This is a genomic window from Segatella bryantii, from assembly GCF_022024215.1.
GTDB lineage: Bacteria > Bacteroidota > Bacteroidia > Bacteroidales > Bacteroidaceae > Prevotella > Prevotella bryantii.
The window spans coordinates 792031-811687 of record NZ_CP091797.1 but is presented as its reverse complement, the minus strand read 5'-3'; the positions used below and the strand labels follow the sequence as shown (position 1 = coordinate 811687).

Annotated in this window: 12 protein-coding genes; 8 read left to right on the top strand and 4 right to left on the bottom strand. The window is 41.1% G+C overall.

What is annotated here, in order from left to right; genetic code table 11:
- Positions 1-91: 91 nt before the first annotated feature.
- The 4 genes from L6471_RS03095 (at position 92) to L6471_RS03080 (ending at position 3005) form a co-directional block, all read left to right on the top strand.
- Positions 92-1534, top strand: coding sequence for an IS4 family transposase (locus L6471_RS03095; protein ID WP_094447879.1), 1443 nt, complete (start codon positions 92-94; stop codon positions 1532-1534).
- A gap of 70 nt (positions 1535-1604) precedes the next feature.
- Positions 1605-2036, top strand: coding sequence for a hypothetical protein (locus L6471_RS03090; RefSeq protein WP_144263785.1), 432 nt, complete (start codon positions 1605-1607; stop codon positions 2034-2036).
- Between the two features lie 104 nt (positions 2037-2140).
- Positions 2141-2374: a hypothetical protein gene (locus tag L6471_RS03085; protein WP_094447877.1), complete on the top strand. Its 234-nt coding sequence runs from the start codon at positions 2141-2143 to the stop codon at positions 2372-2374.
- Positions 2375-2444: 70 nt separating this feature from the next.
- Positions 2445-3005 (top strand): sugar O-acetyltransferase, encoded by a 561-nt coding sequence (locus tag L6471_RS03080; protein WP_006281503.1) that lies wholly within the window; start codon positions 2445-2447, stop codon positions 3003-3005.
- Between the two features lie 79 nt (positions 3006-3084).
- On the opposite strand, the gene L6471_RS03075 is transcribed toward L6471_RS03080, so the two are convergent.
- Entirely contained in the window at positions 3085-4020 is a 936-nt protein-coding gene (locus L6471_RS03075) for an HAD family hydrolase (protein WP_237796805.1), read from the bottom strand.
- 263 nt (positions 4021-4283) lie between these two features.
- Between L6471_RS03075 and L6471_RS03070 the strand changes: the two genes are divergently transcribed.
- Positions 4284-7610, top strand: a complete 3327-nt coding sequence (locus L6471_RS03070) for a SusC/RagA family TonB-linked outer membrane protein (RefSeq protein ID WP_237796804.1) — start codon at positions 4284-4286, stop codon at positions 7608-7610.
- A gap of 14 nt (positions 7611-7624) precedes the next feature.
- Positions 7625-9976, top strand: coding sequence for a RagB/SusD family nutrient uptake outer membrane protein (locus L6471_RS03065; protein ID WP_094447874.1), 2352 nt, complete (start codon positions 7625-7627; stop codon positions 9974-9976).
- A 114-nt stretch (positions 9977-10090) separates the two neighbouring features.
- On the opposite strand, the gene L6471_RS03060 is transcribed toward L6471_RS03065, so the two are convergent.
- The 3 genes from L6471_RS03060 to L6471_RS03050 all read right to left on the bottom strand — a co-directional run bounded on the left by L6471_RS03060 (position 10091) and on the right by L6471_RS03050 (position 15385).
- Entirely contained in the window at positions 10091-10753 is a 663-nt protein-coding gene (locus L6471_RS03060; RefSeq protein WP_094447873.1) for a hypothetical protein, read from the bottom strand.
- A gap of 213 nt (positions 10754-10966) precedes the next feature.
- Positions 10967-11167, bottom strand: coding sequence for a hypothetical protein (locus L6471_RS03055; protein WP_027453993.1), 201 nt, complete (start codon positions 11165-11167; stop codon positions 10967-10969).
- A 45-nt stretch (positions 11168-11212) separates the two neighbouring features.
- On the bottom strand, positions 11213-15385 hold the full coding sequence (locus L6471_RS03050) for a hybrid sensor histidine kinase/response regulator transcription factor (RefSeq protein ID WP_237796803.1): 4173 nt from the start codon (positions 15383-15385) through the stop codon (positions 11213-11215).
- Positions 15386-15574: 189 nt separating this feature from the next.
- On the opposite strand from L6471_RS03050, the gene L6471_RS03045 reads away from it, so the two are divergent.
- Complete coding sequence (locus L6471_RS03045; protein WP_237796802.1) at positions 15575-17983, top strand: glycoside hydrolase family 95 protein; 2409 nt, start codon at positions 15575-15577, stop codon at positions 17981-17983.
- A gap of 80 nt (positions 17984-18063) precedes the next feature.
- Complete coding sequence (locus tag L6471_RS03040) at positions 18064-19362, top strand: L-cysteine desulfidase family protein (RefSeq protein ID WP_404830148.1); 1299 nt, start codon at positions 18064-18066, stop codon at positions 19360-19362.
- The last annotated feature ends 295 nt before the right edge of the window (positions 19363-19657 follow it).

Here is a 19657-nt window from a genome sequence, read left to right as displayed (position 1 = left end):
ACACAAGGAAAAAAGAAGGAATGTCCAAAAGTTTTTGTATCTTTGTAGTGCAAATAAATCATTGATACATAAACAATTAAACATTCCTTATATGTTTGCAAAATTAAACAAAATCGGTGAGTTGACCAAGATATTGAGTGTTAAAAGTGAGACTAGTGACGCAATAATGCACTTCATGAGGTGTTTTGGCATAGGCAGAATCCTCTCCAAACACTCTTTGGACAAAATGCGCGGGCGAGATATGGCAGAGCAGATTCTGGCCATGATGGTTTTCCGTATTCTTGGTGAGACAATAGGCTCCTTGTCACTAACAAAGTTCCATGGTGTTCTTGAGGTCGGCAAAAATTGCTTCTACCGTCTGTTGGCTCGTTCGGAAATGAACTGGCAGATTCTGCAGCTATCTATGGCACGGCGTTTTCAAAGCATAGTACGCAAAGAAAATGCAGAGGAGACCGAAGCGCCGAAATGCTATATTGTTGATGACACAACTGTGACCAAAACCGGGCTACACTTCGAGGGGCTTAGTCGAGTGTTTGACCATGTCCTTGGCAAGTGTGTACTCGGTTACAAGCTGCTCCTGCTCGCATTCTTCGATGGACGCAGTACATATACAGTAGACTTATCTATGCATCGGGAAGCAGGAAAGAAAGAAGACTTCAGCCTCTCAAAGAAAGAACGTTCCATGCAGTTCCACAAAGAGCGTAGCGAAAGCAATCCTGACTATGAGCGTTTTAAGGAACTGGATGCCAAGAAGAATGACAACGTAGCCAAAATGATAGAGAGGGCTTATAAGTTTGGCATTTGTGCTGCTTATGCACTGATGGACACGTGGTTTGTGAAGCCTCAATTGGTTTGCGCTATAAGGAAGATAGCAGGTGGAGCGATACATGTCGTAGGCCGTCTTGCCATGGGAAAGGACAAGTATGCAGTCGGCTCACGCAGATACAATGTTCATGAGCTTATATCCTTGCACGAGCGTGAGGCTGTTGTGTGCCGCAAGTATAAGTGCATGTATTTCGAGCAACGGGTGATGATGGGGGATACATGTGTGAAGATATTCTTCATCAGAGTCGGACGGAATAAGAATTGGGACGCTATTGTCACGACGGACACCCACATGAAGTTTGTGGAAGCCTTTGAGATATACCAAATACGCTGGAATATAGAAGTGCTGATAAAGGAGTGCCGGCAATATCTTGGACTTGGCTCATACCAGGGTACAGATTTCGACGAGCAAATTGCCGACTGCACGCTCTGTCTTATGACGCACATGGTGCTGACATTGGGCCAGCGGTTCAACCAGTATGAAGCACTTGGAGAGTTGTTCCGTGAGACAAGACGAGAATTGTTTGAGCTCACTCAATGGCGCCGTACACTGGAGATCATCAAGAATCTGCTTAACGTGTTGGCAGTAAAACTCTGCATCAATGTGGCTGATACCATGGAGAATTTGATGGAAGGTACACAGACTGTTGATGAGCTTGAAGCAATCCTACTTGCTTTGTCACCATTAGATGCTGTAGCAGACTATTGATATAGAGCATTAACTTACGTTTGCAAAATGTTAATGAATTGTTTATCTGTAAATTACAAGATACAATCATTTGAAAAAGCCTATAAAATGGCAAGTGGGAAACTTTAGTCCTGTTACACGTGTGTTCAGTGAGATCTATAGCAATCGTGTGGTCAGTGTAAAAGACAAGTTTACGCTTCGTTCTACAGATGGGCTAAAAGTTTCGGCACATGCAAGTTACTATTTTCGTCAAGTTCCGCGAGTAACCAATGAACCTGAGAGATATCGCGATTTCTCGGCTGGCATAAAGGGCGAATGGACCATTACTGATAATGACTATGTTGAGTTGGCATATGCTTTCGATCAGTACGATAAGTCGACACTGCAACGTTCACAGAATCTCGATATACGTTCATACAGTAATGTTCAGAATAGTGTTCGCGCACTTTACAATCATACGATGGGTAGGGGGGATATCTTGACCGTGGGTGGTTGTCATGCTTTTTTACGTATTCTGCACTAAGACGGGATGCGACTTTATCAACTGGTTGCAGAATCATTGTTTGCCAAGAAATCGCAGATTTAGCAACCTGCAAGGTGGTATCCGTGTAGGCATTTTCTATATTGATGCTGAAGAAAGAATTGCATATTGCAGCCTGGGGGCGCAATATACGTTATGCATTGGCAACCGTTATCGTGTTCTGGACATTTGTGGAGATTATGGCCCGTAATGGCTTTTTCAATGAGATATGGGTTGAACCTTTAAATCATATCCGCGAAATGACTTTCATTCTCACGATATTTATCATCGTTGTAGCTCTTACCATATTCTGTTCCAAGTATATCAAGACAGAAGATTAGGTTAAAATAGCAGCGTCTGTTTACATACGGTTCAGTTTTTTTTACTACTTTTGTGTTCTGATAATATATAATGAGTATGACAGAGAAAGAAAAGATGCTGGCTGGTGAGATTTATTCTGCCGTTGACCCTCAGCTGATAAATGAATTGACTGAAGTAAAGGAGATTATTCATGACTATAACTTATTACGACCCTCGGAGAAACAGAAGGCAAGAGAGATACTGAGAGGACTCTTGGGATACATCGCTGATGACGATTTTCTGATTATCCAGCCTTTCTACTGCGACTATGGCAAGCAGATAAGGATAGGCAAGCGGTTTTTTGCTAATTTCAATTTTACAGTGCTCGACGAAGCTCCAGTAACAATTGGCGATGATTGCTTTATAGGACCAAATGTCAGCATCTATACGGCTTGTCATAGTACCAACCCTGTGGAACGTAATAGTCGCCGTGAATGGTCTAAGTCTGTTCGCATCGGTGACAATGTGTGGATTGGTGGAAGTGTTACCATTCTACCTGGGGTTACTATTGGAGACAATGTTACCATAGGTGCTGGAAGCGTAGTGGTGAAAGATATACCTTCGAACTCTATTGCAGTAGGTAACCCATGTAAGGTAATTAAGTCTATATAAAACAAATCATTACTGACAATGGACTTGAATTTGCTTCACACGAGAAGATAATCAAGAGTATCAAATCTCTTGTCTATTCTTAATTTTGAGGAAGGTTGATGGTGTGGCAGAAATACGGATAGCCATCGTCGATATCGAGAGCTTGTTCTACGATACAGTTAGGATCTGCCTGCCAATATTTTTTGAGTGTTTTTCCTCCGAGCACGTCTAAAGCGCGAGTATCGTTCGGATTAAGAATAATCTTTAGCGATTGGGCATATTGCATCATCTCTAAATCGCCACGGCTATTGCCTGCAGCCAACAGTGGCTTTACACCTATATACTTCTTGATAGCATTCACCTTGCCAGCTTCGAGCGAAAGTGGACGTTCACATTCGTCCATGAGTTTGCCATCAGCACCTTCTTTGATGCGTATGCCGATAATATGGTCTTCAGGAATACCAAAGGCTTCGGCACATACCTGCTGATAAAGGAGTTCTAGAGAACCTGTGACCACCCAAATTTCAAAATTGTGGCGCTTCAGATTGGTGATAAGTGTCTGCATATCGGTGAAGACTTTAGAAGTGTAGCACCGGTTATAGGTACGGATACCGATTTGGCGAGCCTCTTCTCGTGTCATGCCACTCAGCATGCGGGCATAATATTGATAATACTCGTCATCAGTAAGCGTTTCTTTTTCGCTGCAGAATTTTTCGAAGAGTGCATATTTCTGTTTGGAAAAATCGTCAGTTTTACCTCGGTAGGCGGCCATATAAGAGAATAAGGCCTCATCGTTGAGATAATACGGACGTTGTCCGATAAGTGTGCCATCACAATCGAATACTGCTACTTTACGACTTTTCATCGTGTCTGTTGTTTGTAGGAAGTGGGCTACCTGAGCATTGCTGTGTCTGCTCCATCCCGTTATCTGCTGATAAGGTATGGAAGTATGGTTAACCGTACGGCAAGAGGTTACGAGGAAAAAGGTTACTAGCAGAGCGATAGTTAAGACCTTGTCAGTGTATTGTGGCATCATGATTCATATTTACTAAAAAACGATACAAAGTTACAAAAATATTTTTTTACACGATGATGTTTCATCGGTTGATTCATGATTTTTGCAACGAAGAAAGAAAACGTCATAACTAGTTTGTGGTATTTTATTTTACCAAATTATAGCGATATAATTTACCATGTCAACGGGATTGTGTGGGCAAACAGACAGCCGTACCTTTGCACCACCGAAAAAAGCATTTATAAACTGCTTGCGAATAACTTTATAAATCTAAGTGTTAGCGTATGGAATTTAAAGTAAAAAAACTACAACAACTACAACAACTTAAGAGGGACCTTATTTTGCTGACTGGTCTGTTGGTACAACTATCAGCCTGGGCGCAAGATATTATAGGTACTGTTCGTGATGCTCATACCGGTGAGCCTATTATCGGCGCAGTGGTGAGTGTAAAAGGTAAAAGTGCGAATAAGCTGACATCGGTTACAGATATCGATGGTAAGTTTCGTCTGAAGGTGGATAATACACCAACTGTTCTTCTTATTTCGTATACAGGATATAATCCAGAGGAGGTAGATGTGTACGAACTGACCAATGAGGGTATCGACGTAAATCTATCTGAAAATCTAAATCACTTGCAAGAAGTGGTGGTCGTGGGTTACGGTCAGCAGAAGAAGAGTGACCTGACGGGTGCTTTGACACAGATCAACAGCGAAACGCTGACAGAACGCCCGGTGCAAAATGTATTGCAGGCACTGCAAGGTAAGGCGCCTGGTGTACAGGTAAGTTCAAATAATCGTCCTGGTGAACTGGGAAGTGTACTTATACGTGGTAGTCGTTCTTTGTTGGCTGATAATGCACCATTATACGTTGTAGACGGTATACCGTTTACAGCTGGTTCGCTATCGGATATCGCGCCAAGTGATATCGAGAGTATCGAGATACTTAAAGATGCTTCTGCCACTGCTATTTATGGTTCGCGTGGTGCGAATGGTGTCATTCTCGTGAATACGAAGAAGGGGGCTAAAGGTAAGGTTACGATCAATTACGATGGTACTTTCAGCTGGAGTACACTGCACTCGCTGACCGACTGGATGAGTGCGGGTGAACTGCTTGACTATAAGCGACAGGCTGCTATTACAGGTGGAACCTATAATGGTTCGTATGGTACAGCTCCTGATCCTGATCGTGATAAAGTGCTCTTTATCGGTACAGAGGAGTGGTGCGACCGTGTCATCAAGTCTGGTTATCAGTATGATGCTAATGGTAATGTGGTGCTTCGTGATGCAACAGAAGCAGAAAAAGCTGCAGGCTATGCAGACCAGGTACCTGTATACGATTCATCGAAACTGTTGAATACCGACTGGGCTGATTTGGCTACTCGTACAGCTTTCTCACAGAATCATCAAGTATCTTTGTCGGCTGGTAGTGACAAGAGTAAACTGTATATCTCGTTAGGCTATCTTGACCAGCAAGTGCCGATGAAAGACCAAGACTATACCCGTGTAACGGCCAATGTGAATGGTAGTATACAAGCTACCCAGTGGCTCAATGTCGGTTTGAATCTGAATGCTGCTTATTCGCTGAAAAATTATGGTATCGTGCAAAACTCATCGAATGCCGTAGCTAAAGATTCATATGGATTGGCTCTGAATACACTTCCATGGGTACCTGCTTATAATGAAGACGGAAGTTATCTTATCGGAAGTACTAGCGGTAGTGCAGGACATAACATCCTCTCGGATATCGATGAGTCGGAAAACGAATATCGCTATTATGCGACCAACCTTAGTTCTTATGCTGAGCTTGATTTCGGTCATATCTATGCTCCTTTACAGGGTCTGAAGTGGCGTACCAACTTTGGTGCCCAGTTCCGTAGTTCACGCTATGGAAGTTACTATGGTGAAAATTGGAGTAATCCTTATGAAATAGTACATACCGCAGCGGGTGTAGCTTATAATCAGCATAGTGAATCTCTGTCATGGACACTTGAAAATCTGATTTTCTATGAAAAAGACATTACTCCAGACCACCACATCGGACTCACCCTGTTGCAGAGTGCAGAACGTTATCGTACAGAGTCGCTCAATGTGCGTGCTTATGGTACCGTTTATCCAACTGCAAAATGGTATGATGTAGGCGATAGTGACGATCAGCAGACGACCTATGGTAGTGGTTACACCAACTGGACCCGTGCTTCTTATATGGCCCGTCTGAACTATGCTTTTAAGAATCGCTATCTGCTTACTTTGACGGGCAGAAAGGATGGTGCAAGTGTGCTGGCAGAAGGTAATAAGTGGGATTTCTTCCCATCGGCAGCTTTCGCATGGAAGGCTAGTGAGGAGAGTTTCCTTAGGGATGTAAAATGGCTCGATCAGTTGAAACTTCGTGCTGGATATGGTGTTACGGGTAACTCGTCTGTGAGTGCTTATTCTACTTCTGGTTCTGTAACTTCTGAATTCGCCAGTATCCCATTTGGTATTGGTGGTAATGTATCGAATACTACAGGTGCCAAACCAGACGTGATGCCAAATTATGACTTGAAATGGGAGCGTACTTCTTCATTTAATCTGGGTGTAGACTTCAGTGTATTCAGAGGACGCCTCAATGGTTCGATAGATTTCTATACCTCTCGTACAAGCGATGTCATTATGAACCGAAGCATACCGGTGATTACGGGATATGCACAGATACGTTCGAATGTCGGTGAAACACAAAATAGAGGTTTGGAACTTGCATTATCAAGCACGAATATCCAGACACGCAACTTCACCTGGCAGACAGATTTGAGTTTCTCTACTAATCATGAGGAAATCGTAAGTCTTGTAAATGGTAAAGAAGATATGGCAGCCAATAACTGGTTTATCGGAGAAGCGTTAAACGTGTATTATGACTATAAATACGACCGAATCTGGCAAAATACAGAAGAGGATGCTTTGCTCAGAGCAGCTTATTCTGCTAACGGTTTAACCTTCTTGGCAGGACAGTATAAGATTAAGGATCAGCCGCTAATTCTTGTTGATGAGAACACTGCAGGAGCTAAATCTTTCACTTATAATGGTACTACTTATTATTATGAGAATAATGGTTTTGGTACCTTTGATGAAGATGATAAAGTGGTATACAATAAATCGCCAAAGTGGGAAGCTGGTTTGACAAATACTTTTAAATATAAGAATTGGACCCTGAGTACCTATATCTATGGTCGATTTGGTGGATGGTATTATGGTTTGACACAGACCATAGGTCGTAGAGTAGAAAACGATACTTGGAGTGAAACGAACACTGATGCAGCCTTTGCTCAACCTACAACAGCTACACGTACCACTGATTACGACTATGTACGCAACTATTCACGTAGCGACATGGTACTGGTGAAGAATATCGGTTTGTCGTATACCTTTAAGCGCAGACAGTTACGTTCGCTCGGACTCGGCAGTGCTGAAGTTTATGCGCAGGTGCTCAATCCGTTTATCTTTGGTGGAGAACTGGTTAAGGCTGGTATCAACCCTGATGATGTAACCGGATGGACAAGTAGTAATCATATCGGTGGACAGACGAACAATACAGCCATCACCAAGAGTTTTGTATTAGGAGTAAAATTAGGTTTTTAATGGGAGATTAGTACATGAATAAAATCGTAAAAAATATCATATATTTTACAGCGCTGGGGGCTACATTGACCAGCTGCTCAGATAGTTTCCTGAAAGAAGAGATGGTAAGTACCATCACTCAGGATTATTTTGAAACTCAGCAGGGTTTAGATCAGCTCATAGTAAGTACTTATAATGCTGTTCGTCTGCGTCATCCTTATCAGGAAGGTGGATACATGTTTGAAACCGGTACAGATGTTGGTATCTGCAGTGGGTCTACAGCAGTGAATAATTTTTCTTCGTCAGCCTGGTCTTCTTCTGGTACCATCGCTACCCAGGGTAATACCTTCCTGGGTACGCAGAGCAAACAGCAGTCGGGCTATATCATCAATGCCTATCCTGTAGTGGCAGCTTGTAACCGAGCCATAACCGCTATCCGTTCGGGTAATGCTGTGGGCGACTATGCCACGGATGCAAATTATGCCGCACGAAGACTGTCAGAAGCCCTCTTTAATAGAGCTTATGTATTGTTCAGTCTGAACACACTTTTTGGTGATATCTATATTCCTACAACGAGTGTAACGACTATGCCAGACAATTTCGACTATAAGCGCCAGCCTGCAGAAGAACTGTATCGCCTTCTGATAGGTGACTTGCGTTATGCTTACGAGCATCTGCCAGCCAGCTATAGTGACTCAGAGTTTGGCCGAATAACCAAGTATGCAGCTGCTCACTTCCTGGCCAAACTATACCTTTATCGTGCACAGGGTGCTGCGTATGGTACGAGCGAATATGGTAGAAATGCTGATGGAACTATCGATAACACTCATGCGAAATCGTATTTGGGACAGTTATATAAGGGTAATGTCAGTACCGATCTTGATTCGGTTATTTACTATGCGAATGCCGTGATAGGGAGTGGACAATATCAACTGGAGAGTAACTATGGTAATATTTTCAAGTGTGGCATCGGTGACTGGAGTAATGAAGGAAGTAAAGAACTTATTTTATCCGCAGTTTATGGTAACGGAACCGATAACTATCGCTACGGTAATCGAGTAGTGGCGCTCTTTGCGGGTAAATATGTGGATGCAAAATGGGGTATACCAAATTATACCTGGGAAAATGAGACCCAACCTAAGGCAGGATACTATCATAACAATGACTGGGGATTTGATGTCTATACAGATAAAATCAATGATAGTAGATATCAGAATTCATTCCATCTGGAATACACTACAGCTTTGAATGGTGGAACTTCTAGCAGTGCTGCTGCTGACGAGAAATATTATGCCTATAACGATGCTAGCAATGGTACATATACTTGGACTGAAGCTCAGGCGGAATACTTCAATACGCATATTCAACCTACCTATAAGCGTGCGTCTTGGGGTGGTAGAAAGGCTGTGGCAGGTGAACATAAAATGGGAACAGGCGATTTGGCCTTTGCCTATCTGGAAAATACAAAAGAAACGGCTATTGATGTAGAAGAGGCTGATGCACAACCATTTGTACTCTTTGCTCGTTGGATGAAAAAGGATGGCAAGTATTATTATCGTCCACAGATTGTACCTAAAGGTACTCAATATTCTTTTGTCAACGATCTCGGTTCTGGAGCTTCGACCAACCATTATGGTCTTGAGAATCAAGTTTTGACCGGTGAGCCAGGTACGACAAAATATAATGATCCAAACCGTAGTGGTGTGAATGCTCACTTTGGAACTCGTGACGTGCCTGTATTCCGCCTTGCTGAAACTTATCTGCTTCGTGCGGAAGCATACGGTCGAAAGGGTGATTATAGCAGCGCTATTGCTGATATCAACCAGTTGCGCTATCGTGCAGCTTTCAAAGCGGGTGAAACTCGTAACGAGGTGTTGGCCAGATTGTATCCTGGACATGAGTTGTTGAATGCAGACGAGCAGGTGTATCCTTATACCGTAAGCAATGACGCTTATGCACAGATTAAGGTTGATGCCAGCTATTGGGATGGAATTTCTGCAAAATCATTACAAGAGAATTATCCTCCTACCGCAGATACAGACGCGAAGCGTTTTATAGAGTTTATCTATAATGAGTATGCCCGTGAGTTTAATGAAGAAGAAATATATTATGAAGGACTTCATCATTCGGGACTCCAGGCTGAGCGCATACAGTGGCATAATCAGATGGGTGCTAATGAAAATAATACGACCTATGCTGTAGGAAGCTGGGATAGTTCAGACAATACCACGACGTCTACCGGACAGACGGGTAAGCCAAAAGGAAATTTCCAGAATTATATGACGATTAAGCCATTCCATGTGAATTTCCTCAATACACTGACAGATGAGGCTGGCCATGCATTGAGCGATGAAGCCAAACAACTCTATCAGAATTATGGATATTAATAAACAAGGAATAGTTAACAGCGAAATCGGGCACGTGCGTAAGGCAAGTGCCCGATTTTTATAGGTAATAATCTACGGGAATCGTATAGATAGCTCCGATAAGCGTTAAGCTATTTATAGATATTCTCCTAACATATTCTTAATTCTGGTACTGATATTAGCATTATGCTGCGTATAGCGAATCATGCGACCATGGAATTTTACTTTAAGAATAGCTGCATGGTATAAGAGACAATGCTCCAAGTTAGGATCATTAGCTCGGATATGACCGTATGCCAAAATCTGCTTGCGATAAGTCTTGGCAACATCTTTTACAGAGTGTGTCATCAGATAACGCATGCTGATACCCTTTTTCTTTAATATGCTTTCATTCTGTATCATCTCCTCATCCATTCTGATTTTATCCTCAGGAATGAGAGTCGTAATGCATTCGCTTATCATCAGTTTGTCGTCTGTATGCTGGTCAAAAACCTTATGATTAGGATACATCTCTGTATAGAGATATTCACAAGGTATAATTATGGTTTTGCCTTCAGGAGTGAAGACAGTAACATTGTAATTTAGCGTACAAATATTTTGATCAATAAATCCCAACTTGATGTCTTTGAGGATATCCTTGGTAGAGGGATTGATATGAAATTCATGCCACGCAGGGTCATCTGGGTTTTCATGTAAATATTGTAATCGGCCTTTAGCCGATGCTTCGATATTGTTGTTACAACAATAATATATAGTAACAACAATTGCTATAACTATAAGTACTACTATTTTTTTCATTTTGATGCTAATGTTTGGTTTTGAATGATATTATAAAATTATGAAATGCGAATAATCTATGTGATAGAAATATACTTTAAAGGTTGTTCAAGACAAATATACATATTAATAGTGATATGTATTCGTATTTCAACCTATATCTTTTGTTTTATTGATAATCATTAACGTTTTCGCTCTTTTCCCGTATATTGAAAGCTGAAAGCTAGCTGATACTTAATGTACAGTACCAGCTAGTTTTTCACTACATTCACGATTAATCTGTGCAATCTCTTTCTTACCTTCGATATAGTCAAGATAGATATCGTCGACCACGCTTTCGTCATAGTCTTCACATCCACCGGCATCCATGCCGAGGGCTTCTAAAACGATTTTGAGGCGTTCTTCTTTTGTCGTGTCTTTAATTAATATACTCATTGTTTTTATGATTTTATGTTTAAATAATGATTTCGTTTTGTTGATTTATAGCAATCCTTTTTTCTTCATATAATCTGTAGGCAGATCACCAAATTCAGCTTTAAAACTCTTTCTGAAATAGGCGATACTGTTGATACCCACCATAAATGAAATATCGTTAAGACTATATTTATTCTCCATCATCAGTTGTTCAGCATAATGCATCCTGTATTTTCGGATGTATTCGTTGGTAGAGAGTCCGGTAAGGGCTTTCATCTTACGATAGAGTGAACTTCCACTCATGGCTACATGATCGGCTATCATATTGACATCGAGGTCGTTCCTAATATTATCCTGGATGTATTGGTTTACCTTATCCAGGAATTTCTTGTCCGTAGTATTCAGTCTAACGGTTTCATTTGCCGTAGTTATAGCTGTGTATTGTGGATTTTCATCTGTTTTCAAAAAATCTATAGAATCCGAATTTACAGAAGTTTTTCCATCTTTTTTGGCAGCTGTGAGTGCAGATAACAGCATAAAGGCCTGTCCCACGGTTTCAGATTTAAAAGTTTTAGGTGGAGTAGTCCTTCTGTTCCCATATTTTAAGACCGTCTCTGTCTGTGATTCGAGAATGACACTGGCCAAACGTTTACGTTGTTGCAGCAGATTGTTAACACGGCTCTCTAGTATAGCATGCGTAAACGGTTTGGTAATATAACTATCGGCACCAGCCTCATAACCTTCCACTTTAGCATCATTAGAATCCTTAGCTGTCAATAATATAATAGGTATATGACAAGTACGCATATCCTCTTTCAGAGTACGGCACATCATGTTACCATCCATTTTCGGCATCATGATATCTGAGATAATGATGTCTGGAATGGTTTCGAGTGCGATAGCCAAACCCTCTTGGCCATTTTGTGCCTGTTTGACCGTGAAATGTTGTGCAAATGATGCTGTCACATATTCGAGAATATCGTGGTTGTCTTCCACGACGAGCATAATCGGCTTTTCGTCTGCAGCTTGGTTATTTTCTGTAGACAGTTCTTTCGTGTTTGCAGCGATAGGAGTATGCTGGTTACTTCGTTTAGCTTTAGGATATACATTCTCCTCATCGAGCGATACAACGAAACTGGTACCCTGCTCAAGACTACTCTTCAACTGAATAGTACCCTGATGGAGTTCGACCAACTGCTTAACCAAAGCCAGACCGATACCTGTGCCAGAGGCCTGGTGCTTACCTCTCTCTTGGTAGAAGCGTTCGTAAATATGCTCTTGAGCCTTTTGAGAGATACCATGTCCAGTATCACTTATAGTGATATCTACCAAATGCTTATTTAATAGTCTTCGTCGTTCTACGCTGATATCTATCGACCCTCTTTCGGTATATTTAATAGAATTAGTTACCAGATTATCGACAATCATGCCAATAGCATCCTTGTCAAAATACATTTCGATATGAGGTTCTTGGGCAAAGAATCGAATCTCTACCTCCTTCTTACGATTGAGTTCTTGATATTTTATAATGCACTCGTGGATATAATCAACAATATTATCATGTGATATCAACAATTCTCGAGTTTTGCTCACAGATTTTCTGAATTCAAGGATAGAGGTAATTAAATTGTTGAGATGCTGTGCATTCTGATGAATAAGAGACAACTGATGGTTGACCGAATCAGGTAAATCGGTGCGCTTAGAAATGTCTTCTAATGGACTCAAAATGAGAGTAAGAGGAGTACGAAGTTCGTGCGTGATATTCGTATAGAAGCGTATACGCTCTTCGCTCAAAGCCTGTTCGTTAGCCAGATTCATCTTCTCTGATTCTAACAAATATTTTAATTGGATATGACGAATAATTGTACGGACTATCACAAAAATGATACCGATAAATACAAAGATATAGAGCATCTTCATCCACCAAGTGAAATACCATGGGGCAACTATAATCAGTTTGAACGCTGTATACTTTTTAGGCCAAGGCTGATTACGTAAGTGACACTTTACTAACAGGTTATGTGTACCATAAGGTACCTCATGGAGAATGGCTCTGTTTTTAGATGTATAGTACCAATCCTTATTGACACCTTCCAGTTTGTAACAATATTCCACACAGTGTCTATATTCATATTCTTGAATATTCAAGTCTATATCCAGTGTATTCTGGTCTGATTCCACTCTTAATTCCTTTTTGCCAATCAGATTGACGACACTATCTTCTATTTCATTACCATTATTATGGTAGAGATGAAGGCCAGTGATATACGCTTTAAGTTCTTTGCGACGCGAGAAGATATCCTTTGGATTAAAATAGTTGATGCCAGCTTCAGTAGTACCGAAATAAATGTTATTATTAAGGCCTTGAGCTACACCGCCAGCCACGAAATCGCCAACTAAGACATTATCGTAATAACCAAAGTTAATAAATTTTCCCTTTCTAAGGCAGCTCAATCCCTTCGCCGTACTTACCCAGATATCTCCATCACGATTTTGTATGACAGCTCGAATGAAATTACTCTTCAATCCATCTTTTGTCGTATATAGTTTATATTTGCCCTTAACAAACTGGTTGTCGAATCGTACTAATCCTTCATCCGTGGCAGCCCAGATATATCCATCTCGATCTTGCATCAGATGTGCAGCGGTATTCGTAGGGAAACCGGTACGTGAGCTAAATCTCTTGATGAGTTTTTCGTTAGGACTATATACATAGATACCGTCTCCCAATACGTTTTCCCACGCATTACCCTTTTTGTCGAAAACAATAGAGGTAACCATAAACCCCTCTCTCTTTATAGAGCGAATTACTTTTAGCGTATTCTTGTCGACTATAATGACACCGGTGGCTGTACCTATTCTTATTCTTCCTAAAGGATCTTCCTGAAAGCATCTGACGTCTTCTTTATTAAGAATATGAGTCATCTGAGAACCTTTGCGTACATAAGCACCATTGAGATAGGAACCAAACCATAGATTGCCGCTTTTATCCTTATAAGCAGCCCGTATAACACTGTTATTCATCGAATATTCGGCTATGCGATGTAAATCTGGTGAAAATTCAGCCACACCGTAGCCACCTGTACCGACAAAAAGATGATTTTGGTTATCCACCACAAGACTTAATACAGAACGTGCAGATAAAAACTCATCAGAGTTAGCACCGTATATAATTTTGCGGATAGGTGGTAGAGAATTTGTGATAAAGTTTACCCCTGAACCGTAATGGCCTATCCATAGATTGTGATGGGAATCTTCGTAGAATGTGCGTACAAAATTACTCACCAGACTATGTTGGGTGTCGCCAGCCGTAATCTGATTAAAATGGAAAACCTCTTTTTGTGAAAGTTCTTGAGGTGAATGGAGTAGAATGATACCATTTTGTTCGACACTCACCATGATGCGGTAATTCTCAGATATGCCGATGGTGAAAATGCGGTGGCCATCTATCTGTGGGTGATGGATAGGAGTAATCTTGTCTGTAGCGTAATCATACAGGCAGAGCCCCTTACTCGTGCCTACCCAAATATTACCGACAGGGTCTTGATAAAGACTATTCACTTCATCGCTCATAAGCGATGATGGTTGGATAGAATTAGCACGGTAGTTTTTAGCTTTTCGTGTATGGGTATTAATTAAGGTAAGACCATGATGCCTGTGGCCTACTAATATCAGTCCATCGCGCAAATCAAGGGCACACCAAAGATCATCGTCGGGTAACCCTTTCACATTCTTACTATTATAGTGAGTAAACTTCCCTGTTTTATAGTTAAAGTGATCCAAACCATTACAATAGGTAGTAATCCACATATTGCCATCGTAAGCACGTGTAAGATAGGTTATCTCGTTGGCTATCAGACTATATCTGTCTTGATTGTTATGACGATAATTTTTAAAGGTATTCGTGGCATAATTAAATGCATTCAGGCCACGGTCTCGTGTACCAATCCAAAGTATCGGTCGTTTGGGATCGTCGAGTAGACTTCTAATATTATTATCCGTCAGCTGACCTGGTGATTTATAATAACTGATAAAGCGGGAACCGTCGAAACGATTAAGCCCTTGTTCTGTGGCAAACCACATGAATCCCCATTTATCCTGTTTTATGTCAAGAATATAGTTGCTGGAAAGTCCTTCTCGGAGTCCCAGCTTTTTTACATCAAAGTCAGTCCTGCTTTGCGCAGCATATATACTTAAACTTAGTAAATAATAAAAAGCAAATAAAAGCCAATGTTTCATTATGAATACTCTCGTATGTACTTGTTTTCTTACACATGTATGGATGCAAAGATACATTTTTTTTGATTTGTGTGCTTCTTTATTGGTCATAAAAACTATCTTTTGGGACAAAAATCATATAAAAAGCAGTTTTTTGGGGGCTTTGTGTGTCAATTTTTAGTATATTTGCGTATCTAAAAACCTTCATATATGTTAAAATCCATACTGTTGTCTGGTTTCCTGCTTATGAAGTTTTGGGCTCCTTCATGGGCACAAATGCAACTTCTCTATCATGAGCCTGCTCACTATTTCGAGGAATCTTTACCGATTGGTAATGGTAAGCTTGGCGGATTGGTCTATGGTAATCCGAAACACGATACGATTTATCTAAACGATATCACTTTGTGGACTGGTAAGCCTGTAGACCTAGATGAGGGAAAGGGAGCTTCTTTATGGCTACCAGAAATACGAAAAGCACTCTTTGCAGAAAACTATCGTAAGGCCGATTCTCTACAATTGCATCTGCAAGGAAAAAATTCAGCGTTTTATCAGCCTTTAGGTACACTTCAACTTACTAGTTTAACAGACGAGCGTTATTCTGATTATCAGCGTCAACTCGATCTGGATAGTTCACTGGTTAAAATCAGTTATCGACAAGGTGGAGTACTGTATCAGCGTGAATATTTTGCTGATAATCCCGACAATATGCTGGCCATTCGTATTAGTGGCGACAAAAAGGGAAGTGTTTCGATGGATATTTCTATCGGTTCGCTGTTGCCAGTACAAGTGAAGGCTTCGCTTACCAGAAGTTTGCAGGCTAATACCGCTCAAGGTCAACTTACGATGTTGGGACATGCTCAAGGAGTTAGCAGCGAATCTACTCATTTTTGCACCATGCTTCAGGCTCGTGCTCAAGGTGGGACAGTTCAGGTAATTCATGGAAAATTGAGAGTGGAACATGCTGATACCCTTATTATATATATAGTGAACGAAACCAGTTTTGCTGGTGCTGATAAACATCCGGTGCGAGAAGGTGCACCTTACCTCGCTCAGGTAACTGATGATTTATGGCATTTGCAAAATTATAGCTATGACGAATTGCGTAGTCGTCATGTAGCTGATTATCAGAAGTTTTATAATCGAGTCAAACTTCGTCTCGGTTCTGTCGATCATGCTCCACAAACCGTGGATACTTGGTCACTCCTAAAAAACTATGGTAAGAACCATCAAGCGTATCTTGATCGCTATTTAGAAACCCTCTATTTCCAATATGGGCGCTATCTACTGATCAGTTGTTCTCGTACATCAGGTGTTCCCGCCAATCTACAAGGGCTTTGGAATCACTATCTGGAAGCTCCATGGCGTGGTAATTATACCGTAAATATCAATCTGGAAGAAAATTATTGGCCAGCAGAAGTTGCCAATCTGAGTGAGATGGAAGAACCCATTCAAGATTTTATGGCATCTTTAGCTCAAAATGGACATTTCACGGCGCACCATTTTTATGGGATAGACCGAGGTTGGTGCTCTTCACATAATAGTGATATATGGGCCAAAACCGCACCGGTAGGCGAGGGCAGGGAAAGTCCGGAGTGGAGTAACTGGAATATGGGAGGAGCATGGTTGTCATCTACACTTTGGGAACATTATCTCTATACACAAGATCTTGATTTTCTGCGTCGTACTGCTTATCCTATTCTGAATGGCGCTAGTCAGTTTGTTTTACGTTGGCTTGTGGATAATCCCCAAAAATCGGGTGAGTTGATTACCGCCCCAAGTACCAGTCCTGAGAACGAATATGTGACCGATAAAGGATATCATGGTACAACTTGTTATGGTGGTACAGCAGATTTGGCCATTATCCGCGAATTATTGCTGAATACCCTTCATGCACGACAAGTGCTCGGACTGAAAGAGAAAAAAGAAGACCAAAAAGGTTACCCTACTGTCAGTGAGGCTTTAGCCCGATTACATCCTTATACGGTAGGCAAGGATGGTGATCTCAATGAATGGTATTACGACTGGAAGGATTACGATATTCATCATCGACATCAGTCACATCTTATCGGACTCTATCCTGGGCACCATATCACGATAGATCAGCAGCCACAGTTGGCTGCTGCTGCAGAGAAAACGCTGCTGCAGAAGGGTGAAGAGACCACCGGCTGGAGTACAGGGTGGCGTATAAACCTTTGGGCTCGCCTGCATCGGGCGGATATGGCCTATCGCACTTTTCAGCGTTTATTGCAATATGTAACCCCAGATCAGTATCAGGGTAAAGACCGTATGCATCGAGGTGGAACCTATCCGAATCTCTTTGATGCCCATCCGCCTTTCCAAATCGATGGAAATTTCGGTGGTACAGCAGGTGTTTGTGAAATGTTACTGCAGAGTGAGGTCGATTATAGTAAACGTAAACCTCAGTATCATGTCTATCTTTTGCCTGCTTTACCAGAGGAGTGGAAAGACGGCGAAGTAAGTGGACTTTGTGCCCGTGGGGGTATCATCGTGAACATGAAGTGGAGAAACGGAAAGGTGGTAGACTATCAGTTGACTTCGAAGACAGGTAAGCCTGTTAAGGCCATTGTGCATGTAAATGGACAAATTATACGAGGATAATTCTGAATAGAATGCTAAAAAAAGAAGTCATGTGAGAAAAAAATCGTACTTTTGCACCATTAATAGAAGAGAATTATAAAATGGTGTTGGAAAAGAAAGTGCGAGAACAGATTATTGCTCTCGTGAATAGAGAAGTTGTGCCTGCTGTGGGGTGTACAGAACCTATGGCCGTGGCTTTGTGTACAGCGAAGGCAGCTGAAAATTTAGGTAATCGACGGCCGGAGAAGATAACTGCACGTCTGAGTGCAAATATATTAAAGAATGCTATGGGTGTCGGTATACCCGGTACGGGTATGATCGGACTTCCTATCGCTATCGCCTTGGGTGCTATGATTGGTAAATCTTCTTATCAGTTAGAGGTGATTAAAGATCTTACCCCCGAAACCTTAGAAGCAGGTAAATGTTATCTGCAAGAGCAGACTATTGATATACAACTCAAGAAGGATATCACAGAAAAACTCTACATTGAAATCGTATGCGAAGCAGATGGACATACTTCCACAGCCATTATCGCTGGCGGTCATACCCATTTTGTCTATGAAAGTGTTGACAGCGAAATACGTTTAGACCAGCTCAACGCTCTGCATAGTGAAGGTGAGGAGGAAGAAATCGCACTCAATATGCGATTGGTGTATGATTTTGCTATGACTGCTCCTGTCGATGAAATGCGATTTATTCTGAAAACTCAGGAATATAATCTTCGTGCAGCTAAAGAAAGTATTAAAGGAAACTATGGACATTGTTTAGGAAAAACCATGGATAGACCTTTAAGTCATGGTATTTTTGGCAATACAATCTTCTCGAACATCATATCCAAGACGGCTTCTGCGTGTGATGCTCGTATGGGTGGAGCCATGATTCCTGTTATGAGTAATTCAGGAAGCGGTAATCAAGGTATTTGTGCGACTAATCCTGTGGCTGTCTTTGCGCAGGAAAATGAAAATACCGAGGAAGAAACAATTCGTGGATTGATGTTGAGTCATCTCACGGCTATCTATATTAAGCAGAGTTTAGGAAAACTCTCAGCCCTCTGTGGATGTGTGGTAGCGAGTATCGGTAGTAGTTGTGGTATTACCTACTTAATGGGCGGTGATTATTCGCGTATCTGCCATACTGTTCAGAATATGATAGCCAATCTTACTGGTATGATCTGTGATGGCGCTAAGCCAAGTTGTTCGTTGAAAATCTGTAGTGGTGTAAGTACGGCGATCCTTTCAGCTATGCTGAGTATAGAAGGTAAATGGGTTACTTCTGCTGAAGGTATTATTGACGAGGATGTAGACCGAAGTATTCGTAACTTGACAAGTATAGGTAAAGATGCAATGAATGCCACTGATGATATGGTACTTGAAATTATGACTCATAAAAACAATTGCTAAATTCGTAATCGAAAATTAGAAATGTAATTATATGAAAAATAAAAGAGGTGTACTATAAAGTACACCTCTTTTCTATTCGCATTAATTACACATTTGGGTTTCTTTATCCACAACATAAATTATATTCGCATCAAACATCTATTATTAAATATCTTGTTTATCCATTTCTTGATTTACTTGAAAGGATTTGGATCTCCGCTACGTTCTCAATTTTTATATATGCAAAGTTAAATAATAAGTGTTTTCATGGATATAACTTTTTGCCAAGAAAACATGAAAAATTATCATGTATAGG